Here is a 20,179-nt window from a genome sequence, read left to right on the forward strand (position 1 = left end):
TCCCGGCGACGCCGGGACCGGATCGGGTGTGGTGTGACGCGGGTCAGAAGAAGGTCTTGTCCCAGTCGGCCGTGACAAGCGCCCGAACAGCGTCCTCGAAACCGTTCGCGACCCGCTGGATTCCGGCGTCTCCGGCGAACAGGATGTCGTCGTTGTCAGCCAACAGTACGCACTCTTCGGTGGAGAACACCATGCCGACCGGCAGGACAGGCCGGCCAATACGTTTGGCGTAGATGTTCATGTTCCGGGGCGTGCCGTGCGGGGCGTCCAGAGTCCTCTCGACCGACGTCGTGAACTCTTGCCGTCGCTCCCGCCACTCCCAGTTCACGGTGATCTCACCATAGATCTCGAGGAATTCCCGAAGTCGGGGAGAAAAGTCGAATCCCTCCTCCGCATACCTTCGGCGGGCATCCTCGAGATCCACCGGGCGGACCTCAAAGCGCGCCACTCCGGTAAAGGTGTCCCGGAGCCCTGCAATGACTGCCGACCGCTCAGGAATGTCGCTCATCCTGTCAGGACCTCTCCTCCGAAGCCGGGGACCCAGGTTTTGCAGTTGTCGCACATCTTGAACTTCTTGCCCTTGGGGTTGACGGTGACGAGGTCGATATTCTTGGGGTCTGCGCCATCCTCAATCGCGTTGGTGAACATTCGCGGCTCGGCACACACTCCCGGCGGGCGGCCGGACTCGATCTGTGATTCTTTCGGCATCGCGTCGATCACTGCCTGCTGGTGACCGGTCTCCGGGCCACTCTCGCCGTAGTAGATCTTACCGGTGGTCCGGTCCTGGCCCACCGCGTAAGCGCCCGGGACGCTGTCCCCATCCTCGAGGTTGCTCGTGACGTGCTGTATTCGCGCCTTCCCCAGATCCATCAACTGCTTCTTGATGTCGGCGCCGTCGTCCGGCATCAGGCCCAGCGGGTCGCACCAGGTGTGCGGATTGTGGACGTAGGCGTCGGGATTGGGCGCAGGGCTCAGCCCGAGCGGGTCCGGCGTGGTGTAGCGGGCGCTGGTCGGGTCGTAGTAGCGGTTGAGGTTGTAGTGCAGCCCGGTCTCGGGGTCGAAGTACTGGCCGGGGAAACGCAGCGGTGTGGTCGTGGTGCTGTCGGCCGACCATGTGGTGTTGCCCCACAGGGTGGGCACGGTCCGCCAGGCGATGGCGCCGGTGGCGGTGTCGACGAGTTCGGTCGGGGTGCCGATGAGGTCGGTGACGATGGCGAAGAACCGGCGGTCGATCTGGTCCTGCGGGGTGCCGGCGGTCGCCGGGGTGGTGATGGTCTCGGTCTGGGCCAGCGGGTGCCGGCCCTTGTGGTCCCAGCTCATCGTGTACGGCCCGGGAAGGCCGGGTGCGTGCGTGGTCTGTTCGGCGAGGGTCGACCCGTCCCAGGTGAACTCGGTCCGTTCTGCGACCGTGACACCGTCGTCGGCCAGGCGGTGCTTGGCGATACGGCGGCCGAAGGGGTCGTAGAGATAGGCCCAGCGGATGCCGTCGGGGGTGGTGACGTGGGTGAGGCGGTTCTCGGCGTCCCAGGTGTAGTGCCAGGTGGCGGGCTTCCGTGACAGACGGGTGAGCCGGCGGAGTGTGGTGCGGCCCGCGGCGTCGTACTCGTAGTGGACACGGCCTGCGGTCGCGAGCTCCGTGCCGGTGTACGTGCGGGCGCCGACCGCCGCCTCGGCGGCACCGGTGGCGGGCCAGTGCGCCTCGGTGAGGTTGCCGGCCGGGTCGTAGGCGTAGGTCTCGTTCCAGGTGGCCGCGTGGACGGCGGTGACGCGTCCGGCGTCGTCGAGGTCGAAGGTCCGCGGGCCGCTGAGCTGGTCGTCCACGCCGGTCAGGGCTCCGTCGGCGCGGTAGCTGTAGTCCCGGCGTTGCAGCACCGCCTGGTCGGAGCGGAGGATCTGGCCGGTGAGACGGTGCTCGGCGTCCCAGGCGCTGGTCAGCGTGAGGTGGCCGTCCAGGAGGCGTTCGCACTCGTGCCCGGCGTCGTCGTAGGCGAAGTCGAGCCTGCCGCCGCTGGTGGCGAGGGACGTACGATGGCCTGCCTGGTTGTAGGTCCAGGCGCTGTGGTGACCGCCGGGGGTGGTGCGACCGACGCGGCGGCCCACGGCGTCCAGGGTGTGGGTGAGGGTACGGTCGTTCACGGTCTCGGTGAGCAGGCGGCCGAGGGGGTCGACGGTGCGGTACAGGTCGGTGTCCGGGCCGGTGGCCCGGATCAGGTGGCCCGCGGTGTCGTAGGCGTAGCTGGTGACCGCGCCGTCGCAGTCCTTCTCCACCAGGCGGCCGAGCACGTCGTAGCCGTACCGGATGCGCTGCCCGGTCGGTATGGTCCGCGCCACCACGTCGCCCGCGCCGTCGAGTTCGTAGCCGACGCTCCGGCCGTGGAAGTCGGTCTCCGAAACCAGCCGCCCGGCGGCGTCGTAGACGTAACTCCATGTCTGCCCAAGAGCGTTGGTGACAGACACGAGCTGCATGTGCTCGTCGTAGCCGAAGGTGAGTCGGGTGCCGTCGGGGTCGGTGCGGGCGGCGATCGTCTCGAAGGGCGTGTACTCGAAGCCGGTGACCCGGCCGACCCGGTCGGTGTGCGCGAGGAGGTTGCCCTCATCGTCGTAACTCCAGGTCTGGACGGCCCCGTCCGGGGCCGTGTACGAGGTCAGCAGGCCCTCGACGCTCCAGGTCAGCCGGATGACGGCGCCGAGTTGGTCGGTGACGGCGGTGACCCGGCCGAAGGCGTCGCGCTCGTAGCGGCTGGTGGCCCCGGCCGGGTCGGTGACCTCGACGGGCATGCCGGCCGCGTTGCACCTCACGAGGGTGGTGTGGCCGAGGGCGTCGGTGACCGAGGCGAGATGACCCGAGGTGTCGTAGCCGTACCACGTGGTGGCGCCTGTGGGATCGGTGACGGAGGTACGGCGGCCGGCCTCGTCGAAGGTCTGCTGCCAGGTCCGGCCGCCGGGCCGGGTGAGCTGTGTCGGATGGTGCGCGTCGCCGAAGTAGAGGGCCGTGGACTGCTCGCCGTCCGGGCGTACGACGGCGACGAGCTCGCCCGCGTCGTCGTACACGAAGCGGGTGGTCCGGCCGAGCGGGTCCGTGCGGGACAACAGCCGGTCGTAGGCATCCCGTTCGAAGAGCGTGGCGTTTCCGAGGGGGTCGGCCTCGGCGACGATCTGGGCGTGCTCGTTGACTTCGTACCGGGTGGTGTGGCCGAGGGCGTTGGTCTCGGTGTGGACCCTGGTCCCGGTGGCCGGGTCCGGATCGCCGTAGGTGAAGCGGAACTTGAGAGAGCCGTCGGCGCCGCCCTCTTCGACGACCCGGTCGAACTCGTCGTAGGTGTACAGGTACTGCGTGCCATTGCGGTCGGTCCAGGACAGGATCCGGCCTTCGGCGTCGTTGGCGAAGGACAGCGGCCGGTCGGAGGAGTTGTAGACGTCGGTCAGATGGCCGCCGTTGTAGCCGTACCGCACGACGGTAAGGTCCTGACCGTCCTCGCCCGCGCCGGCCAGCCGCAGTTCGGTGATCCGGCCGGCCTCGGTGGCCACGAGAAGTCGGTAGCCGCCGGAGTGGTTCATGGCGGTCGGGGTGCCGTCGTCGTCGTAGGCGAAGTCGACGCGGTTGCCGGCGCGGTCACGGATACACGTGAGCAGGGCCGTCGTTCCGTCGGGGCGGCGGGCGAACTCCCGGACGAGGCCGGTGGCCGGGTCGGTGAGCGTGTAGTCGCCCGACTCGTCGATCCGCAGGTCCTGTCGTACACCGGCCGTCGCCTGCGTGGGCGCGTCGGGATCGGGGTGCGGATATGCCTGCGTGAACCGGTCCGCGCTGAGGTAGACCACACCCTCGGCGTCGATCTCCAGGCGCTCGTCGAAGGTGCAGATCCATCGCGGTCCCATCCAACGGCCGGCACGGTAGCCGGACTCGAAGGAGCGCTTGAACAGCAGCGGGAGCGAGCCCGGCAGCGAGACGTCCATCTGCTCGATGAACATCCGGCCGGTCGCCATGTCCACGGGCTCACCGCCCTGGCAGACGGAATCCCGCGGACGGCCGGCCTCACGGGAGTTGCGGACCTGGTCGCGGCCGCTGCCGTTGCCATGGGGCGCGACGCCGGAGGCCGTCGTCCTCGGGCCTGACGGAGATCCGTCCCCGCCCTTGCCGTCGCCCTTCAGGATGCCCTTCAGACCGTCGGCGATCCGGTCGTCGTTGTCCCGGTGGTTCGTGGCCATCTTCTTCAGGCCGCGGGTCATGTTGTCGTCGAGGTGCTTGGCGGAGGACTTGACGCCCTTCTCGATGCCGTCGATGACCTGGTCCAGCATGGCGTTGGCAGCGTCGGCGATCGCGTCTCTGCCCTTGGTGCGGCCATGGGTGGACTTGGCACGGGAGATCCTGCCGCCGGCCCGATCGCGGATCCTGCCGCCGGCGCTGGTCAGCCGGGTGCCGACGCGGTCATAGGTGTCGAGGTCCATGCTGAACCGGCCGCCGTCTGCGCCGCTTCCCCCCGCGCTGTTGAGCCGCATCGACCCGCCTGCGTCCTTGGCGGCGTCGATTCCCTCGCCCAGTCCCTCCTTGCCCGCCCTGCCGGTCCGGCCGAGGTCGACACCGTTCTGCACCCCCAGCGCGTTGCCGCCGAGTTGGACGACCAGGTCGCCTGCCATGTTGCCCAGGGCCAGGTAGACCGGCCCCATCGCGATGTCGATGATCTGCTCGGCGACCTGCTCGCAGACTTCCTTGAAGATACGTTTGACCGCGATCCGGCAGACCTGGGTCCCCGCCAGACCACCCAGGGTCGACAACCCCAGCGTGACCGGAGCCGCGGCGACCGCCGCTGCGATCTCGGCCGCGAGAATGCCCAGTTGGGCGATGGCGGCCAGCTTGGCACCCTCGATCAGTACGGCCACGCCGTCCAGGGCGGTGGCCGTCAGCCGGCCTGCCTCGGCGAGGTTGGTGAGGTGGGTCCCCTTGACCTTGCCCCAGTGCGCCTCCAGCGCCTGGACGGCCATGCCCTCGTTACTGCCGATCAAATCCATGATCGCCGCGTGTGCGTCGGCCGCGCCGTCATCGATGTCGTCGGCGAACTCCCGCATGGCCTGGGCCATTTCGCGGTAGTCGTCCTCGTCCACGTTCGGCCAGCTGACACCGATCAGGTCCAGCGCCTCGTCCAGATAACCGGGCAGAGTGACGCCCATGACATACCCCCGTACGTCGTCGCTCACCTGATGTCGCAGCAGTTAACTCAGGTCGCACAAGCATACGTAAGAGTTCGGCAAGAGGGCGGGGCGGTTGCCCCCGCGATGTGGTCGGGACGGGTTTGTCCCGCAGGGTGAATGTGCACTCGGCCGGCAGATTGAGCGCCTGACCGTGGCCGGAAGGCAGAAAACCAGTGGAAAGGTCCCACCCTCCCCGTGCTTGCATGACCACATGGTGCCCACTGACCGTCTCCTCGCCTTCGCGGCCATGTCGTTCCTTCTGATCGTGGTCCCCGGACCCAGCGTGCTGTTCGTGATCGGCCGGGCGCTCGCCCAGGGCCGGCGCGCCGCCCTGACCACGGTGGCGGGGAACACGACCGGCGCCTATGTGCTGGTCCTGGGTGTCGCGTTCGGGATCGGGTCGGTCGTGGAGCGCTCCGTCCCCGTCTTCACGGCGCTGAAGCTCGCCGGCGCCGCCTACCTCGTGTATCTGGGCGTCAAGGCGTGGCGGGGACGCGGTTCACTGCGCGCGGCGTTCACCGAGGACCTGACGGCGGCCGCGGCGGGACACGGCGGTCTGCGGACGTTCTGGGAGGGGTTCGCGGTCGGGGTGACCAACCCCAAGACCATCGTGTTCTTCGCCGCCGTGCTGCCCCAGTTCGTGGATCGCGACCAGGGCCGTACGGTCGCGCAGATGCTCCTGCTCGGGTTGGTGTTCAACGTCATCGCGCTGGCCTCCGACGCCGTGTGGGGGCTGGTCGCGGCGACCGCGCGGGGCTGGTTCGTGCGCTCGCCGCGACGACTCTCCCTGGTGGGCGGGGTCGGCGGGCTGACCATGGTCGGGCTCGGTGTGACGGTGGCGGTGACCGGGCGGAAGGACTGAGGGGTCACCCCTTCAAGCTGTCGTAGGACACCCCCGTGAGCTCCTCCGAGGCGGCCCAGAGGCGTTGGGCCGCCTGGTCGTTGCGGGTCCAGGGGGCCCGCCAGGTCGGGGCCGGGGAGCCGCGCAAGCCTGCCAGGGAGGGGCCGGTGAAGGAGTCGGGGGGTACGTCGGGGGCCGTGGCCGCGTAGAGGGTGGGAAGGGCGCCGGCGTCGGCGGACTGGGCGAAGAAGCGGTTGCCCACGCGCATGAACCGCTCGACGCCTTTGCGGCCGGCCATCCTGGGTCCCGCGGCCTGGAGGTTGGTGGCCGCGTACCCCGGATGCGCCGCCGCGGCGACGATATCCGAGCCATGCGCCGCCAGCCTGCGTGCCAGTTCGTGGACGAAGAGCAGGTTGGCGCTCTTGGAGCGGGCGTACGCGACCCAACGGCGGTAGCGGCGCTCGCTGTTGAGGTCGTCGATGTCAATGTTGGCCAGCGCGTGCGCCGGACTGGAGACGGTCACGACGCGGGCGGCGGGTGTCGCGAGCAGCGTGGGCAGCAACAGGCCCGTCAGCGCGAAGTGGCCCAGGTGGTTCACGCCGAACTGGGCCTCGAAGCCGTCCGCCGTCGTCCCGTACGGCAGCGCCATCACACCCGCGTTGTTGACCAACAGGTCGAGGCGGTCGTACGGATAGGCCGTCACGAACTCCCTTACGGAGGCCAGGTCTCCGAGGTCCAGGCGGGCGAACTCCACGTCCGCGTCCGGGATTTCGCCGACCAGCCGGCCCCGGGCGTCGACACCGCGCGCCTCACTGCGGCAGGCGAGCACCACGCGGGCGCCCCTGCGGGCGAGTTCCCGCGCGGTGACGTAGCCGATGCCGCTGTTGGCCCCGGTGACGACGGTCACGCGTCCACTCTGATCAGGGATGGCGTTCTCGTTCCAGCCGGACATGACCGGGCTCCCTCCGCCTACGGTGGGACCAGCCTACGAGCGGGGGGCGCGGCGCGTAATCGCCCGGTAGGGGCCGCGCGTGGACGGTACGGGAGGCTCGCCATGTGGACCGTACGCCCGATTCATGACCTGGCCACGACACAGCCACTCCACAGCTCTAGGGTCCGTCAGCGCACCACCCCGTCGCCGGCCGGTGGCGGGTCGCTCACGACTCACCCTTGGAGCGAGTGTGGAACGTCGTACCCTCCTGCGTGCGAGCGTCGTCGGCGGTGTCTCCGCCGCGTTCGGCGGAACCCTGTGGCGCGGTGCCGCGTACGCCGCCCCGGCCCAGCCGGGGACCGGGCCGTACGGGGCGTTGGGCTCGCCCGACGCCAACGGGATCAGACTGCCCTCCGGCTTCGGCAGCCGGGTCGTCGCCCGGTCCGGGCAGACGGTGCCCGGGACGTCGTACACCTGGCACAACGCCCCTGACGGCGGGGCCTGTTACGCGGACGGCACGGGCTGGATCTATGTCTCCAACTCGGAGATCAACCCGTCGGGCGGGGCGAGCGCGGTGCGGTTCTCGTCGTCCGGGGCGATCACGTCGGCGTACCGCGTCCTGTCCGGCACCCGGCAGAACTGCGCGGGCGGGAAGACCCCTTGGAACACCTGGCTGTCCTGTGAGGAGGTCGACCGGGGGTTCGTGTACGAGACGGACCCGTGGGGGACGAACGCGGCGGTGCAGCGTCCGGCGATGGGCCGCTTCAAGCACGAGGCGGCCGCCGCGGACCCCGTGCGCAAGGTGATCTACCTGACCGAGGACGAGACGAACGGCCGCTTCTACCGTTTCGTACCGACGACTTGGGGCGACCTGTCCGCCGGCACCCTCCAGGTGCTGGTCGCCGGGACCGCCACCTCGGGCACCTTCAGCTGGACGAACATCCCCGACCCGGACGGCTCCCCCACCTCCATCCGCACCCAGGTCTCCGGCTCCAAGTCCTTCAACGGCGGGGAAGGTTGCCACTACGCCGAGGACACGGTCTGGTTCACGACGAAGGGCGACAACCGGGTCTGGCAGCTCAACCTCACCTCGAACACCTATGAGTTGGCGTACGACGACTCGCTCGTCACCAGCGGCACCGCCCCGCTCACCGGCGTCGACAACATCACCGGCTCCGCCTCGGGCGACCTCTTCGTCGCCGAGGACGGCGGCAACATGGAGATCTGCATGATCACCCCGGACGAGGTGGTCACCCCGTTCCTCCGTATCGACGGCCAGTCCTCCTCGGAGATCACCGGCCCGGCCTTCTCCCCCGACGGCACCCGCCTGTACTTCTCCAGCCAGCGGGGGACGAGCGGGAGTTCATCGGGCGGGATCACCTACGAGGTGACGGGGCCGTTCCGGTCGTAACACCACATGACATGTAATGGTCACGGAATGAACACTTCACGTCCATAACTCCGCGACCAGCAATACGGTCATCCCCTCACGTAACACCTCCAGGGGGACGAGATGGCCAACCCGTACAACACCCAGCCCGTGCCGCCATGGCAGCCGACGCCGACGCCCGCTTCCCGGCCCGCCCCCAGGTGGGCCCGGAAGCGGTACGTCCTGCCCGCCCTCGCGCTCGCCCTCTTCGTCGGCGTCGGCATAGGCAGCGGCGGCGGCGGCGACCAGGGCAATACGGCGGGTGACGCGAAGCCGGCCGCCGCCGAGCCCGAACCGACGGTGACCGTGACGACGACGGCCACAGCCACGACCACGGCGGAGCCGGAACCGGCGGCCACCGTGACCGCCACGAAGACGGTCAAGGTGACCAGGACGGTCACCCAGCAGGCCGAGGCGGAGACCGACTCCGGATCCGACGACACGGGCTCCGACAGCACCTACTACGCCAACTGCAGCGAGGCCCGCGCCGCCGGCGCCGCACCGATCCGCCGCGGCGAGCCGGGATACGCCTCACACCTGGACCGGGACAACGACGGCGTGGCCTGCGACAGTTGAGCCGCCCGGACGCTTGCGGAGAGCTACCTTCCGGTCACGTCACGTTCACATCACAGGTTCTCCATGTCGCCGACACAGGATCTGCACCTCACTAGGTTCGTCACCTCATATCCGGCTGATCGCCACTTCTTGATCACGCGCACGGATATCACCATGAACCTGGAAGGACCCGCTGTGAAACTGCTCCGCAAGCCCGGCGCCATCGTCGTCGCCGCGCTGGCCCTGGCCATGCTGCCGGGTGCCGCCTCGGCCCACGACGGCGGCCACCCGTTCGAGAACTGCACCGAGGCCTACGCCGCCGGGTACGCGAACATCCTCAAGGACGACGAGCACTACGGCACGCATCTCGACCGGGACGGCGACGGCATCGGCTGCGACCAGCCGCCCGCGGACTTCAAGCCCCACAACGACGAGGCGGCCGCGGCGGCCGAGGACACCGGCGAGAAGAACCCGGACCTCGCGGAGACCGGCGGCGGGGACACCTCCGTGTATCTCGCCGCCGCAGGTTCGGCCGTCCTGCTCACCGGCGGTGCACTGGTGGCGTCGACACGCAGGCGCCGTATGACGCGCTGAGGCCCGGGCGCGAGGCGGAAGAACGGAGAGGGCGGCACCCCCGCACAGGGTGCCGCCCTCTCCTCGTGATCCGGAACCGCCGCCCATCGGTTGAGGGTCGGGGACGGGCGGCGGTTCCGGGGTTCAGTGGGCCGTAGGACGGCCTACCGGTGGTCGCTGCCGTTCGCCGTGATCGCCGCGCGTCCCGCCTCCAGACGGGCCACCGGGATGCGGAACGGCGAGCAGGAGACGTAGTCCAGACCCGCCTCGTGGAAGAAGTGGACCGACTCCGGGTCACCGCCGTGCTCGCCGCAGACGCCGAGCTTGAGGTCGGGGCGGGTCCTGCGGCCGGCCTCCGCGGCCAGCTTCACCAGGGAGCCCACGCCGTCCTTGTCGATCGTCTCGAACGGGCTGACGCCGAAGATGCCCTTCTCCAGGTACGCGGTGAAGAAGGAGGCCTCGACGTCGTCCCGGCTGAAGCCCCACACCGTCTGGGTGAGGTCGTTCGTGCCGAAGGAGAAGAACTCCGCCGCCTCCGCGATCTGACCCGCGGTCAGCGCGGCCCTCGGCAGCTCGATCATCGTGCCGATCGACAGCTTCAGCTCCACACCCGTCGCCGCCTCGACCTCCGCGACGACCTGGTCGGCCTCCTCGCGGACGATCTCCAGCTCCTGGACCGTGCCCACCAGCGGGATCATGATCTCCGCGCGCGGGTCGCCCTTGGCGTTCTTGCGCTCGGCCGCCGCCTCCGCGATCGCCCGTACCTGCATGGTGAACAGGCCCGGGATCACCAGGCCGAGGCGCACTCCGCGCAGGCCCAGCATGGGGTTCTGCTCGTGCAGCCGGTGCACGGCCTGGAGCAGCCGCAGTTCGTTCTCGTGCGGCTCCTGACGGGACTCGGCGAGGGCCACGCGGACCGACAGTTCGGTGATGTCGGGGAGGAACTCGTGCAGCGGCGGGTCCAGCAGCCGTACCGTCACCGGCAGGCCGTCCATCGCCGAGAACAGCTCCACGAAGTCCTGCTTCTGCAGCGGGAGCAGCGCCTTCAGCGACTCCTCGCGCTCGGTCTCCGTATCGGCCAGGATCAGCCGCTCGACCAGCTCGCGGCGGTCGCCGAGGAACATGTGCTCGGTACGGCACAGGCCGATGCCCTGCGCTCCGAAGCGACGGGCGCGCAGCGCGTCCTCGGCGTTGTCCGCGTTGGCGCGGACCCGCAGCCGGCGCTTGCGGTCCGCGAACGCCATGATCCGGTGTACGGCCTCGACCAGCTCGTCGGCGTCGTTGGCACCCGCGTGCATCCGGCCCTCGAAGTACTCCACGACGGGGGACGGGACGACCGGGACCTCACCGAGGTACACCTTGCCGCTGGACCCGTCGATGGAGATGAGGTCGCCCTCCTCCACGACATGCCCGCCCGGCACGGTCATCCGGCGCCGCTTGGTGTCGACCTCCAGCTCCTCGGCGCCACAGACACAGGTCTTGCCCATGCCGCGCGCGACCACGGCCGCGTGGGAGGTCTTGCCGCCCCGGGAGGTCAGGATGCCCTCGGCCGCGATCATGCCGTCCAGGTCGTCGGGGTTGGTCTCCCGGCGGACCAGGATGACCTTCTCGCCGGAACGCGACCACTTCACCGCGGTGTACGAGTCGAAGACCGCCTTGCCGACAGCGGCGCCCGGCGAGGCCGCGATGCCCCGGCCGACCTGCGCGACCTTGGTGTTCTCGTCGAAGCGGGGGAACATCAGCTGGGCGAGCTGGGCGCCGGTGACCCGCTGGAGCGCCTCGGCCTCGTCGATCAGGCCCTGGTCCACCAGCTGGGTGGCGATGCGGAAGGCCGCGCCCGCCGTGCGCTTGCCGACCCGGGTCTGGAGCATCCACAGCTGACCGCGCTCGATGGTGAACTCGATGTCGCAGAGGTCCTTGTAGTGGTTCTCCAGCGTCTCCATGATCTGCATCAGCTGGTCGTACGACTTCTTGTCGATCGACTCCAGCTCCGCGAGCGGGACGGTGTTGCGGATGCCCGCGACGACGTCCTCGCCCTGGGCGTTCTGGAGGTAGTCCCCGTAGACGCCCTGGTGGCCGGAGGCGGGGTCACGGGTGAAGGCGACACCGGTGCCCGAGTCGGGGCCGAGGTTGCCGAAGACCATCGAGCAGACGTTGACGGCCGTGCCGAGGTCGCCGGGAATGCGCTCCTGGCGGCGGTAGAGCTTGGCACGGTCGGTGTTCCAGGAGTCGAAGACCGCGTGGATGGCGAGGTCCATCTGCTCGCGCGGGTCCTGCGGGAAGTCCCGGCCGGCCTCCTTCTTCACGATCTTCTTGAAGGCGGTGACCAGCTTCTTGAGGTCGGCCGCCTCCAGGTCGGTGTCGACCGTGATCTTCTTGGCCTCCTTGGCCTTGTCGAGGGCCTCCTCGAAGAGCTCGCCGTCGACGCCGAGGACGGTCTTGCCGAACATCTGGATGAGGCGTCGGTAGGAGTCCCAGGCGAAACGGTCGTCGCCGGCCTGCTTGGCGAGACCCTGGACCGACTTGTCGGAGAGACCGATGTTCAGGACCGTGTCCATCATTCCGGGCATGGAGAACTTCGCGCCGGACCGGACCGAGACGAGCAGCGGGTCGTCGGCCTGGCCGAGCTTCTTGCCCATGCCCTGCTCCAGCGCGTCGAGGTGTGCACTCACCTCGTCACGCAGTGCCGCGGGTTCCTCACCGCTGTCCAGGTAGACCTTGCAGGCTTCCGTCGTGATGGTGAAGCCGGGGGGAACGGGGAGTCCCAGGTTGGTCATCTCGGCGAGGTTCGCGCCCTTGCCACCCAGGAGGTCCTTGAGGTCCTTGTTTCCCTCGGTGAAGTCGTAGACGAACTTCGCTACGTGGGGTTCTTTGTTTTCCGACACGGGTCTCGACTCCCTCGAGGACGCGGTGGCTGCCCTGACGGCCAGGAACATACCCAGATCGAAGGCGTCTGGGTACGTCTACTCGGGCGTCACACGCCCGTAACCAGTCGTCCGCCAGCGGATCGAAACTCAAAGCTTGGCAAGCGACACGCGCCCGATGTTTTCATTTCTTGAACGCAGCAACCCTCATAGACCGCTAGAACCGCTCACATGAGCGGCATTGGGCACGTCTGATTTCGATCGATGAACGATCAAGGGGTGGCACTGAGTGCCACCCCTTGGAGAAGTGCAGTCGCTCAAGATCCGCTCATCTGAGCTCAACCCTTATCAGGCGTGGCGAGAATCACGCTGCCACAGGGAGCCGGATTTCACCATGCGGACGGGCATTCGGAACGGAACGGAGACGGAAACACGGACGTCATACGCCCATGGCCAGCAACCGCTCCTCCACCCGCTCGGGCGCGTACAGGTGCTCCACCACCAGTGCCCCCGCCCCGACCAGCCCGGCCCGCTCCCCGAGCCGTGAGGTCACGACCTCCAGCCGAGCGGTGGAGCGCGGCAGGGCCCGCTGATACAGCAGCTCCCGGACACCCGTGAGGAAGGGAGTTCCGGCCAGATCTCCGGCGATCATCAGGACGCCCGGGTTCAGCAGGGTCACGACCGTCGCCAGCACGTCCCCGACCTGCCGCCCGGCCTCACGCGCGAGCGCGGCCGCCTCCGGATGCCCGGAGGCCAGCAGGTCCCGCACATCCGAGCCCGACGCCGCCGGCACCCCGGCCGAGGCCAGCCGCCGCGCCACGGCACCGCCGCTCGCGACGGCGGCGAGACAGCCGTAGGAGCCACAACGGCACAGCGCCTCCGCCCCCGCGGGGATCCGGATGTGCCCGAGGTCTCCGGCACCACCGTCGACACCCCGGTAGACCGAGCCGTCCACCACGACCCCGGCGCCGATGCCGGTCGAGACCTTGACCAGGACGAACGCCGAGCAGTCGGGGTGGGCGGTGCGCTGTTCGCCGTACGCCATGAGGTTGGCGTCGTTGTCGACGAGCACGGGGACCGGCCCTGCACCGGTGTGCTCGGTGAAGGCTCCGGCGAGGCGGCCTCTTATGTCGTAGCCGTCCCAGCCGGGCATGATCGGCGGCTGGACCACTCGGCCGCTATCGGTGTCGACGGGGCCGGGGACCGCGAGCCCGATGCCGCAGACCTCCTCCGCCCGGTGCCCCGCCTTCTCCAGCAGCTCGGCGAACCAGTGGCCCAGCTCGCCGAGTACGTCGTCCGGGCCGTCCTCGATCACCAGGGTGCCGCTGTGCTCGGCGAGGATCTCGCCCGTCAGGGACAGTACGGCCGCGCGCGCGTGCCGGGTCTCCAGGTCGGCGGCGAGGACCACGGCGTGGGCGTCGTCGAACTCCAGAGTGATGGAGGGGCGCCCGCCGAGCGGCGAGTCCACCGGCCCTCCGGCGCCCTCGCGCAGCCAGCCCGCGCGGAAGAGGCGGTCGAGGCGCTGGCCGACGGTCGCCCGGGACAGTCCGGTGGCCTGCTGGAGCGCTCCGCGCGTGACGGCTCGCCCGCTGCGGACCAGTTCGAGCAGATCTCCGGCGCCGGTCTGACTCCGTCCAGCCATGCGCACCCCCTTGTGTTTCTCAACTCTGCATTACATATTGGGTTTTGCGTGTTAAATAGACGTAACTCTACGGTAGCCCTGGCCGAACCGGTCAGCCACACGTCTTTCGGGGAGCCCCGAGTGGATCGCACTGCCCAGCTCATCACCCCTTCCGCGGAGCGTTCGATCGCATACGATCCGCCGAATTCGTCACATTCCCTGCACGCCAGGGCGGCGAGGGTGCTGGAGGGCAACTGGACCGGCGCCTCCACGGTGCCCTCGCGCAGTCTGTACCCGCACCAGTGGTCCTGGGACTCCGCGTTCATCGCCATCGGCCTGCGCCATCTCTCACCGCTGCGGGCGCAGACCGAGCTGGAGACGCTGCTGGCGGCCCAGTGGGGCGACGGGCGCGTCCCGCACATCGTCTTCAGCCCCTCCGTACCCCTCGACGCGTACTTCCCGAGCCCCGACTTCTGGCGCTCCTCGACCGCGGGACGCGCCGCGGGCGCCCCGCGCACCGTACAGACGTCCGGCATCGTGCAGCCACCTGTCCACGCACTGGCCGCGTGGCTGGTCCACTGCGCCGACCCTGGGTTGTCACGAGCGCGTGGCTTCCTCGCCTGGGTGTACCCGCGCCTCGCAGCCTGGCACCGCTATCTCCTCCACCGCCGCGACCTCGGCGGAGGCGGCCTCGCGTCCGTCGTGCACCCCTGGGAACAGGGTATGGACAACAGCCCCTCCTGGGACCTCCCCCTGTCCCGCGTCACCCCGGCCCCGGCCCGCTCCTTCCGCCGCGCCGACCTCGACCACGGGGCGGCCGAGGACCGGCCGACGGATCTGGACTACGGGCGGTACGTGCAGCTGGCGACGGAGTACCGGGACGCCGAATACGCCGACGGTGCCGGCGAGTTCGCGGTCGAGGACCCCGCCTTCAACGCCCTGCTCATCGCCTCCGAGCACGCCCTCGCCCGGATCGCCGGCGAGCTGGGCGCGCCCGGCACGGCCCGGCACGCGCACGCGGAGCGGCTGACGGCGGCCCTGGTGGAGCGGCTGTGGGACCCTGCGTACGGCATGTTCCTGTGCCGGGATCTGCGGAGCCCCGCCCCGGACGGGCGCGGCACCCTGATCCCCGAGCGCGGAGTGTCGGGTCTGATCCCTCTCCTGCTCCCGGGCCTCCCGCGGGACATCGTCTCGACGCTCCTCAACACCGCCTCCGGCCCCCACTTCGGGCTCGGCACCACCACCCGCCTCCTCCCCAGCCACGACCTCCTCGGCGAGGCCTTCGACCCGCACCGCTACTGGCGCGGCCCGGCCTGGTTCAACACCAGTTGGCTCCTTGAACGGGGTCTGCGCACCCACGGGGAGCTCCAACAGGCCGACGCACTGCGGGAGTCGGTGCTGGAGCTCGCGGCGGCCACCGACTTCGCGGAGTACGTCGACCCGTACACCGGCGAGGCCTGCGGGGCGACCGGCTTCAGCTGGACCGCCGCGCTCGCGCTCGACCTGCTGCACAGCGGCACCACGCTCACGAACGGCACCACAGTCACGGCGGACATGGGACTCAAGGGAGGGAACCGGCGATGACGGACCGGCATCATCTGCTTGTGCACGGCGGGACGTTCGCTGCCGTGGGTGACGGCGGGGACATCAGCGGCGTCCGGGGCGGCGGCAGCTCCCCGGACGGGTTGTTCGTACGGGACGCCCGGCACCTGAGCCGCTGGCAGCTCACGGTAGACGGGGCGGTGCCGGAGGAGCTGTCGCCGGTCGCCGACGGCGACACCGCGCGCTGTGTCCTGGTCCCGCGAGGCGGCCGCCAGGAACCGCCCGCCTACACCCTCTTCCGCGAACAGGCGGTGGGCGACGGCTCGTTCGTGGAATCCCTCCGCGTCACCAGCAACCGCCCGACACCGACGACCGTCCGCCTCGCCATCACCGCGGACGCCGACTTCACCGACCAGTTCGAACTCCGCTCCGACTACCGGACGTACCCGAAGACCGGCGCCACCCGCTCCCGCGAAGTCCTCGACGACGGCGTGGAGTTCACCTACCAGCGCGGCGAATGGCGTTCCTGTACGACGGTGACGGCCACCCCCGCCCCGGACGGCGTCGAGGAGACGGGCACCGGAGCCCGCCGCCTCGTGTGGACGCTGGACCTGGAGCCGCACGGCACGGCCGAGTTGACCCTGCGAGTGATGGCCCGCCCGCACGGTGACAAGCGGGCCCGCCGGGTGCCGAGCTCCCCCGCCGCCCTGAACCGCCAACTCCTGGCGATGGAGGGCGAGTTCGTGGAGGGCGTCGCCTTCCCGACCGGCTGGCCCGAACTCGCGGCGGCCTGCGCACGTGGCCTCGCCGACCTCGCCTCCCTCCAGGTCCCGGCGACCGGCCCGGACGGCGAGGTGCTGCGCGTACCGGCCGCCGGAGCCCCCTGGTTCCTCACCCTCCTCGGCCGGGACGCCCTTCTCACCTCACTCTTCGCCCTCCCCTACCGCCCCCAACTGGCCGCCGCGACGCTCCCCGCGCTCGCCGCGACCCAGGCCACCGAGACCGGCCCGAGCTCCGTGGCCCAGCCCGGCAAGATCGTGCACGAGGTGCGGCACGGGGAGCTGGCGCACTTCGGGCAGGTGCCGTACGGCCGTTACTACGGCTCGGTGGACGCCACCCCGCTGTTCCTGGTGCTCCTGGGGGCGTACGTCGAACAGACCGGGGACGTCTCACTCGCCCGCCGCCTCGAACCCCACGCCCGCGCGGCGATCGGCTGGATGCTGGACCACGGCGGACTGACCTCGCGCGGCTACCTCGTCTACCGCGCCGACCAGGGCGGTCTCGCCAACCAGAACTGGAAGGACTCCCCCGGCGCGATCTGCGGCGCAGACGGCACGCGGGCGAGCGGTCCGGTGATGGCGGCGGGGGCCCAGGGCTATGCGTACGACGCGCTGCGCCGGACCGCGGGGATCGCCCGCACGGTGTGGGACGACGCGACGTACGCGGCGCTCCTCGAACAGGCCGCGGCCGATCTGCGGGACCGGTTCCAGCGGGACTTCTGGATGCGGGACCGTGCGTTTCCCGCGCTCGCGCTGGACGGGGAGGGCAGCCAGGTCGACGCGCTGGCCTCCGACGCCGGGCATCTGCTCTGGTCCGGGCTGCTCGACAAGGAGTACGGCGAGCTGGTGGGGCGGCGGTTGCTGGAGCCGGACTTCTTCTCCGGGTGGGGCGTGCGGACGCTGGCCGCGGGCCAGTCGGCGTATCACCCGCTGTCGTATCACCGGGGCTCGGTGTGGCCGCACGACAACGCGCTGATCACGCTGGGGCTGGCTCGGTACGGGTTGCACGACGAGGCACGGACGGTCGCGCACGGGCTGGTGGACGCGGCGACGGCCACCGGGCATCGGCTGCCGGAGGTGCTCGCGGGGTACGGGCGGGAGTCCCATGGGGAGCCGGTGCCGTATCCGCATGCGTGTGTGCGGGAGTCTCGGTCTGCGGCGGCGCCACTTGCGTTGTTGACGGCTGTTGGAGGCGCGTGATCGGAGGGGCGGATCTGTTGTGTGGCGTCTGCGGGTCGGGTGGGGGCTGATCGCGCCCACGCGGCGGAGCCGCATATCGATACAGCCCCGCGCCCCTGAAAGCCGAAATCTGACCGTTGACCAAGCGTTGGGCCGGTGTTTGCTCCAGGGCGTGAACTGACGGCCCGAGCCCTCCGTACGGGAATGTGGCGGATCCGAGACCCCATATCGGGTCCGCCTTCTACCAAGGACCCGTACGGAAGGACCCTCGGGTGTCCGAGACCATCGCAGAGAGCACGTCACCCGAGGCCGAGGCGACCGCTGCCGACGGCCCGCCGCCGGACAAGCCGTCCCTGCGCGCACGGTTCGGACGATGGCGGGACTCGCACCCCACCGCCGTACGGAACATCCAGTGGGCCCTGAACGTGCTCGCCGCGGTGCTCGTCCTCGGAGCCCTGCTCCTGCCGAACAAAACAGTGAACCTGCATGTCAGGGAGTTCGTGCGGATCCCGGCGGAGGCGATCCTCGCGGCGGCCGTGATGCTGGCGCTGCCGCGTCGGCCGAGGCTGGTGGTGGCCATTGTGTCCGGGGTGTCGCTCGGGGCGCTGACGATCCTGAACCTGCTCGACATGGGGTTCAACGAATACCTCGGGCGGGCCTTCAACCCCGTCCTGGACTGGGAGTTGCTCGACGACGCCCGCTCGTACGTGGACGACTCGCTGGGCACGGGCGTGGCGATAGGGGCCACGGTCGGCGCGTTCGTCCTGGTCCTCCTGCTGCTGTCCCTCATGACGCTGGCGATGGTCCGGCTGAGCGACCTGCTGCTCCGGGACAAGCAGGTCGCCACCCGGGGAACCCTGATCGCCGCCACCGTGTGGGTCGCCTGCTCGGCACTCGGTCTCCAGGTGGCCGGCACGCCGATCGCCTCCGAACACACCGCCGCGATCGCCGAGTTGCAGGCCCGGCGGGTGCTCTACACGATGCGTGACGAGGCGGACTTCCAGAAGGTGGCCAGGACCGACACGTTCGGCAACACACCGGGCGACCAGCTGGTCCCCGACCTCCGCGGCAAGGACATGATCTTCACCTTCATCGAGAGCTACGGCCGCAGCGCCGTGGAGGACGCGGACATAGCGCCCGGAGTCGACAAGACCCTGACGGAGAGCACCGCGGCCCTCGCGAAGGCGGGCTTCCACGCGAAGAGCGGCTGGCTGACCTCGGCGACCTACGGCGGCAACAGCTGGCTCGGCCACTCGACGACCCTCTCCGGCCTGTGGATCGACAACCAGCAGCGCTACCGCACGGTCATGGCCAGCGACCACCTCAGCCTCACCAAGGCCTTCAAGAAGACCGGCGACTGGGACACCGTCGGGGTGATGCCGGGTGTGCAGAAGGGCTGGCCCGAGCAGAAGTACTACGGTCTCGACAAGGTCTACAACGCCTTCCAACTCGGCTACCAGGGGCCGAAGTTCAGCTGGTCGACGATGCCCGACCAATACACCCTGGAGGCCTACCAGCGCCAGGTCCACGGCAAGAAGCGCGACAAGCCGCTGATGTCCGAGATCATCCTCACTTCAAGCCACCAGCCCTGGGCACCGATCCCCAAGATGGTCGACTGGGACGACCTGGGCGACGGCTCGATCTTCAAGGCCATCCAGAAGGCCGGCAACAATCCGTCCGACATCATCGCCGACTCCACCCGCTCCAAGCAGGAGTACGGCAAGTCGATCTCGTACTCCGTCACCGCGCTCACCCAGTGGCTGGAGCGCTACGGCAGTGACGACACGGTCCTGGTCTTCCTCGGCGACCATCAGCCGATCTCCCGGGTCAGCGGCAACAACGCGAGCCGTGACGTACCGATCTCGATCGTCGCCAAGGACCCCAAGGTCCTCGACAAGATCGCCTCCTGGAACTGGACCGACGGCCTCAAGCCGGCCCACAACGCCCCGGTCTGGAAGATGAGTTCCTTCCGAGACCGCTTCCTGACGGCATACGGCTCGACTCCGCATCCGTCACAGGGGTAGCGCTTCGCGGGGCGGGTCGCGCAGTTCCCTGCGGGCAGCTGGCGCTGGGCTTGGGCCGTGCGCCTAATGATGTGCCTCGCTGTGTCGACTGGCGGGTGCGGGTCCGTTGTGGCTGGTCGCGCAGTTCCCCGCGGGCAGCTGGCGCTGGGCTTGGGCCGTGCGCCTAATGATGTGCCTCGCTGTGTCGACTGGCGGGTGCGGGTCCGTTGTGGCTGGTCGCGCAGTTCCCCGCGGGCAGCTGGCGCTGGGCTTGGGCCGTGCGCCTATTGATGTGCCTCGCTGTGTCGACTGGCGGGTGCGGGTCCGCTGTGGCTGGTCGCGCAGTTCCCCGCGCCCCTAGGGGGTTGCAGGCGGCCTGCGCCACGAGGGGCCGTCAACCACCACGCGCGCCACGACGGGCCGCTCGTCATCCCGCGCGCCACGACGGGCCGTTTGCCACCCCGCGTACCCCCACGGGCCTGCCAGCCGCGTACGGCGCGCAGGGGACGGGGTGGGGGGTGTCCGCCCGCAGCGGCCGGCGTCCGTTGTCCAGCACATCTGAATCAACAGCACCCGCCGGACCGAGGACGGATACCCCCCACCCCCGCCCCCCCCCCCCCCCCCCCCCCCCCCCCCCACCCCCACCCCCCCCCCCCCCCCCCCGCCCCCCCCGGC

The 20,179-nt window shown here is 69.9% G+C and carries 12 protein-coding genes; 7 read left to right on the forward strand and 5 right to left on the reverse strand.

Annotated elements, in window-relative coordinates; translation table 11 throughout:
• Nucleotides 1-43: 43 nt before the first annotated feature.
• Together ACI2L1_RS28485 and ACI2L1_RS28490 are read right to left on the reverse strand one after the other, a co-directional pair.
• The gene (locus ACI2L1_RS28485; protein ID WP_404742229.1) at nucleotides 44-508 is read right to left on the reverse strand and encodes an SUKH-3 domain-containing protein; all 465 of its coding nucleotides are present in this window, start codon (nucleotides 506-508) and stop codon (nucleotides 44-46) included.
• A complete protein-coding gene (locus tag ACI2L1_RS28490) occupies nucleotides 505-5,193 on the reverse strand; it encodes an RHS repeat-associated core domain-containing protein (RefSeq protein WP_404742230.1) in 4,689 nt (1,562 codons plus the stop codon). The genes ACI2L1_RS28485 and ACI2L1_RS28490 overlap by 4 nt, the downstream gene beginning before the upstream one ends.
• 205 nt (nucleotides 5,194-5,398) lie before the next feature.
• Here ACI2L1_RS28490 and ACI2L1_RS28495 point away from each other — a divergent pair, with 205 nt between their 5' ends.
• On the forward strand, nucleotides 5,399-6,049 hold the full coding sequence (locus ACI2L1_RS28495; protein WP_404742231.1) for a LysE family translocator: 651 nt from the start codon (nucleotides 5,399-5,401) through the stop codon (nucleotides 6,047-6,049).
• A gap of 4 nt (nucleotides 6,050-6,053) precedes the next feature.
• Here ACI2L1_RS28495 and ACI2L1_RS28500 read toward each other — a convergent pair whose 3' ends face one another.
• Nucleotides 6,054-6,980, reverse strand: a complete 927-nt coding sequence (locus tag ACI2L1_RS28500) for an oxidoreductase (RefSeq protein ID WP_404742232.1) — start codon at nucleotides 6,978-6,980, stop codon at nucleotides 6,054-6,056.
• A 229-nt stretch (nucleotides 6,981-7,209) separates the two neighbouring features.
• On the opposite strand from ACI2L1_RS28500, the gene ACI2L1_RS28505 reads away from it, so the two are divergent.
• The 3 genes from ACI2L1_RS28505 to ACI2L1_RS28515 all read left to right on the forward strand — a co-directional run bounded on the left by ACI2L1_RS28505 (nucleotide 7,210) and on the right by ACI2L1_RS28515 (nucleotide 9,537).
• Entirely contained in the window at nucleotides 7,210-8,370 is a 1,161-nt protein-coding gene (locus ACI2L1_RS28505) for an alkaline phosphatase PhoX (RefSeq protein ID WP_404742233.1), read from the forward strand.
• A 102-nt stretch (nucleotides 8,371-8,472) separates the two neighbouring features.
• Nucleotides 8,473-8,964, forward strand: a complete 492-nt coding sequence (locus ACI2L1_RS28510) for an excalibur calcium-binding domain-containing protein (protein ID WP_404742234.1) — start codon at nucleotides 8,473-8,475, stop codon at nucleotides 8,962-8,964.
• 153 nt (nucleotides 8,965-9,117) lie between these two features.
• Nucleotides 9,118-9,537, forward strand: coding sequence for an excalibur calcium-binding domain-containing protein (locus tag ACI2L1_RS28515; protein ID WP_404742235.1), 420 nt, complete (start codon nucleotides 9,118-9,120; stop codon nucleotides 9,535-9,537).
• Nucleotides 9,538-9,680: 143 nt separating this feature from the next.
• On the opposite strand, the gene ppdK is transcribed toward ACI2L1_RS28515, so the two are convergent.
• Entirely contained in the window at nucleotides 9,681-12,401 is a 2,721-nt protein-coding gene (ppdK, locus tag ACI2L1_RS28520; protein ID WP_404742236.1) for a pyruvate, phosphate dikinase, read from the reverse strand.
• Between the two features lie 418 nt (nucleotides 12,402-12,819).
• Nucleotides 12,820-14,022, reverse strand: a complete 1,203-nt coding sequence (locus tag ACI2L1_RS28525) for an ROK family protein (RefSeq protein ID WP_404742237.1) — start codon at nucleotides 14,020-14,022, stop codon at nucleotides 12,820-12,822.
• A 120-nt stretch (nucleotides 14,023-14,142) separates the two neighbouring features.
• Here ACI2L1_RS28525 and ACI2L1_RS28530 point away from each other — a divergent pair, with 120 nt between their 5' ends.
• From ACI2L1_RS28530 to ACI2L1_RS28540, 3 genes are all read left to right on the forward strand, one after another.
• Entirely contained in the window at nucleotides 14,143-15,585 is a 1,443-nt protein-coding gene (locus ACI2L1_RS28530; RefSeq protein ID WP_404742238.1) for an MGH1-like glycoside hydrolase domain-containing protein, read from the forward strand.
• Nucleotides 15,582-17,522 (forward strand): glycogen debranching N-terminal domain-containing protein, encoded by a 1,941-nt coding sequence (locus ACI2L1_RS28535; protein WP_404742239.1) that lies wholly within the window; start codon nucleotides 15,582-15,584, stop codon nucleotides 17,520-17,522. Before ACI2L1_RS28530 ends, ACI2L1_RS28535 begins: the two co-directional genes overlap by 4 nt.
• Before the next feature lie 251 nt (nucleotides 17,523-17,773).
• Nucleotides 17,774-19,525: a CDP-alcohol phosphatidyltransferase gene (locus ACI2L1_RS28540; RefSeq protein WP_404742240.1), complete on the forward strand. Its 1,752-nt coding sequence runs from the start codon at nucleotides 17,774-17,776 to the stop codon at nucleotides 19,523-19,525.
• Nucleotides 19,526-20,179: the final 654 nt, after the last annotated feature.

Origin of the sequence: Streptomyces sp. NPDC019531 (assembly GCF_044903305.1) — a bacterium.
Taxonomy (GTDB): Bacteria; Actinomycetota; Actinomycetes; order Streptomycetales; family Streptomycetaceae; genus Streptomyces.

Bases quoted from the DNA above. Each gene is read 5' to 3' on its own strand.
- ACI2L1_RS28510 (WP_404742234.1), top strand. From the start codon at position 8,473: ATGGCCAACCCGTACAACACCCAGCCCGTGCCGCCATGGCAGCCGACG.
- ACI2L1_RS28500 (WP_404742232.1), bottom strand. From the start codon at position 6,980: ATGTCCGGCTGGAACGAGAACGCCATCCCTGATCAGAGTGGACGCGTG.
- ACI2L1_RS28525 (WP_404742237.1), bottom strand. From the start codon at position 14,022: ATGGCTGGACGGAGTCAGACCGGCGCCGGAGATCTGCTCGAACTGGTC.
- ACI2L1_RS28485 (WP_404742229.1), bottom strand. From the start codon at position 508: ATGAGCGACATTCCTGAGCGGTCGGCAGTCATTGCAGGGCTCCGGGAC.
- ACI2L1_RS28535 (WP_404742239.1), top strand. From the start codon at position 15,582: ATGACGGACCGGCATCATCTGCTTGTGCACGGCGGGACGTTCGCTGCC.
- ACI2L1_RS28515 (WP_404742235.1), top strand. From the start codon at position 9,118: ATGAACCTGGAAGGACCCGCTGTGAAACTGCTCCGCAAGCCCGGCGCC.
- ACI2L1_RS28495 (WP_404742231.1), top strand. From the start codon at position 5,399: ATGGTGCCCACTGACCGTCTCCTCGCCTTCGCGGCCATGTCGTTCCTT.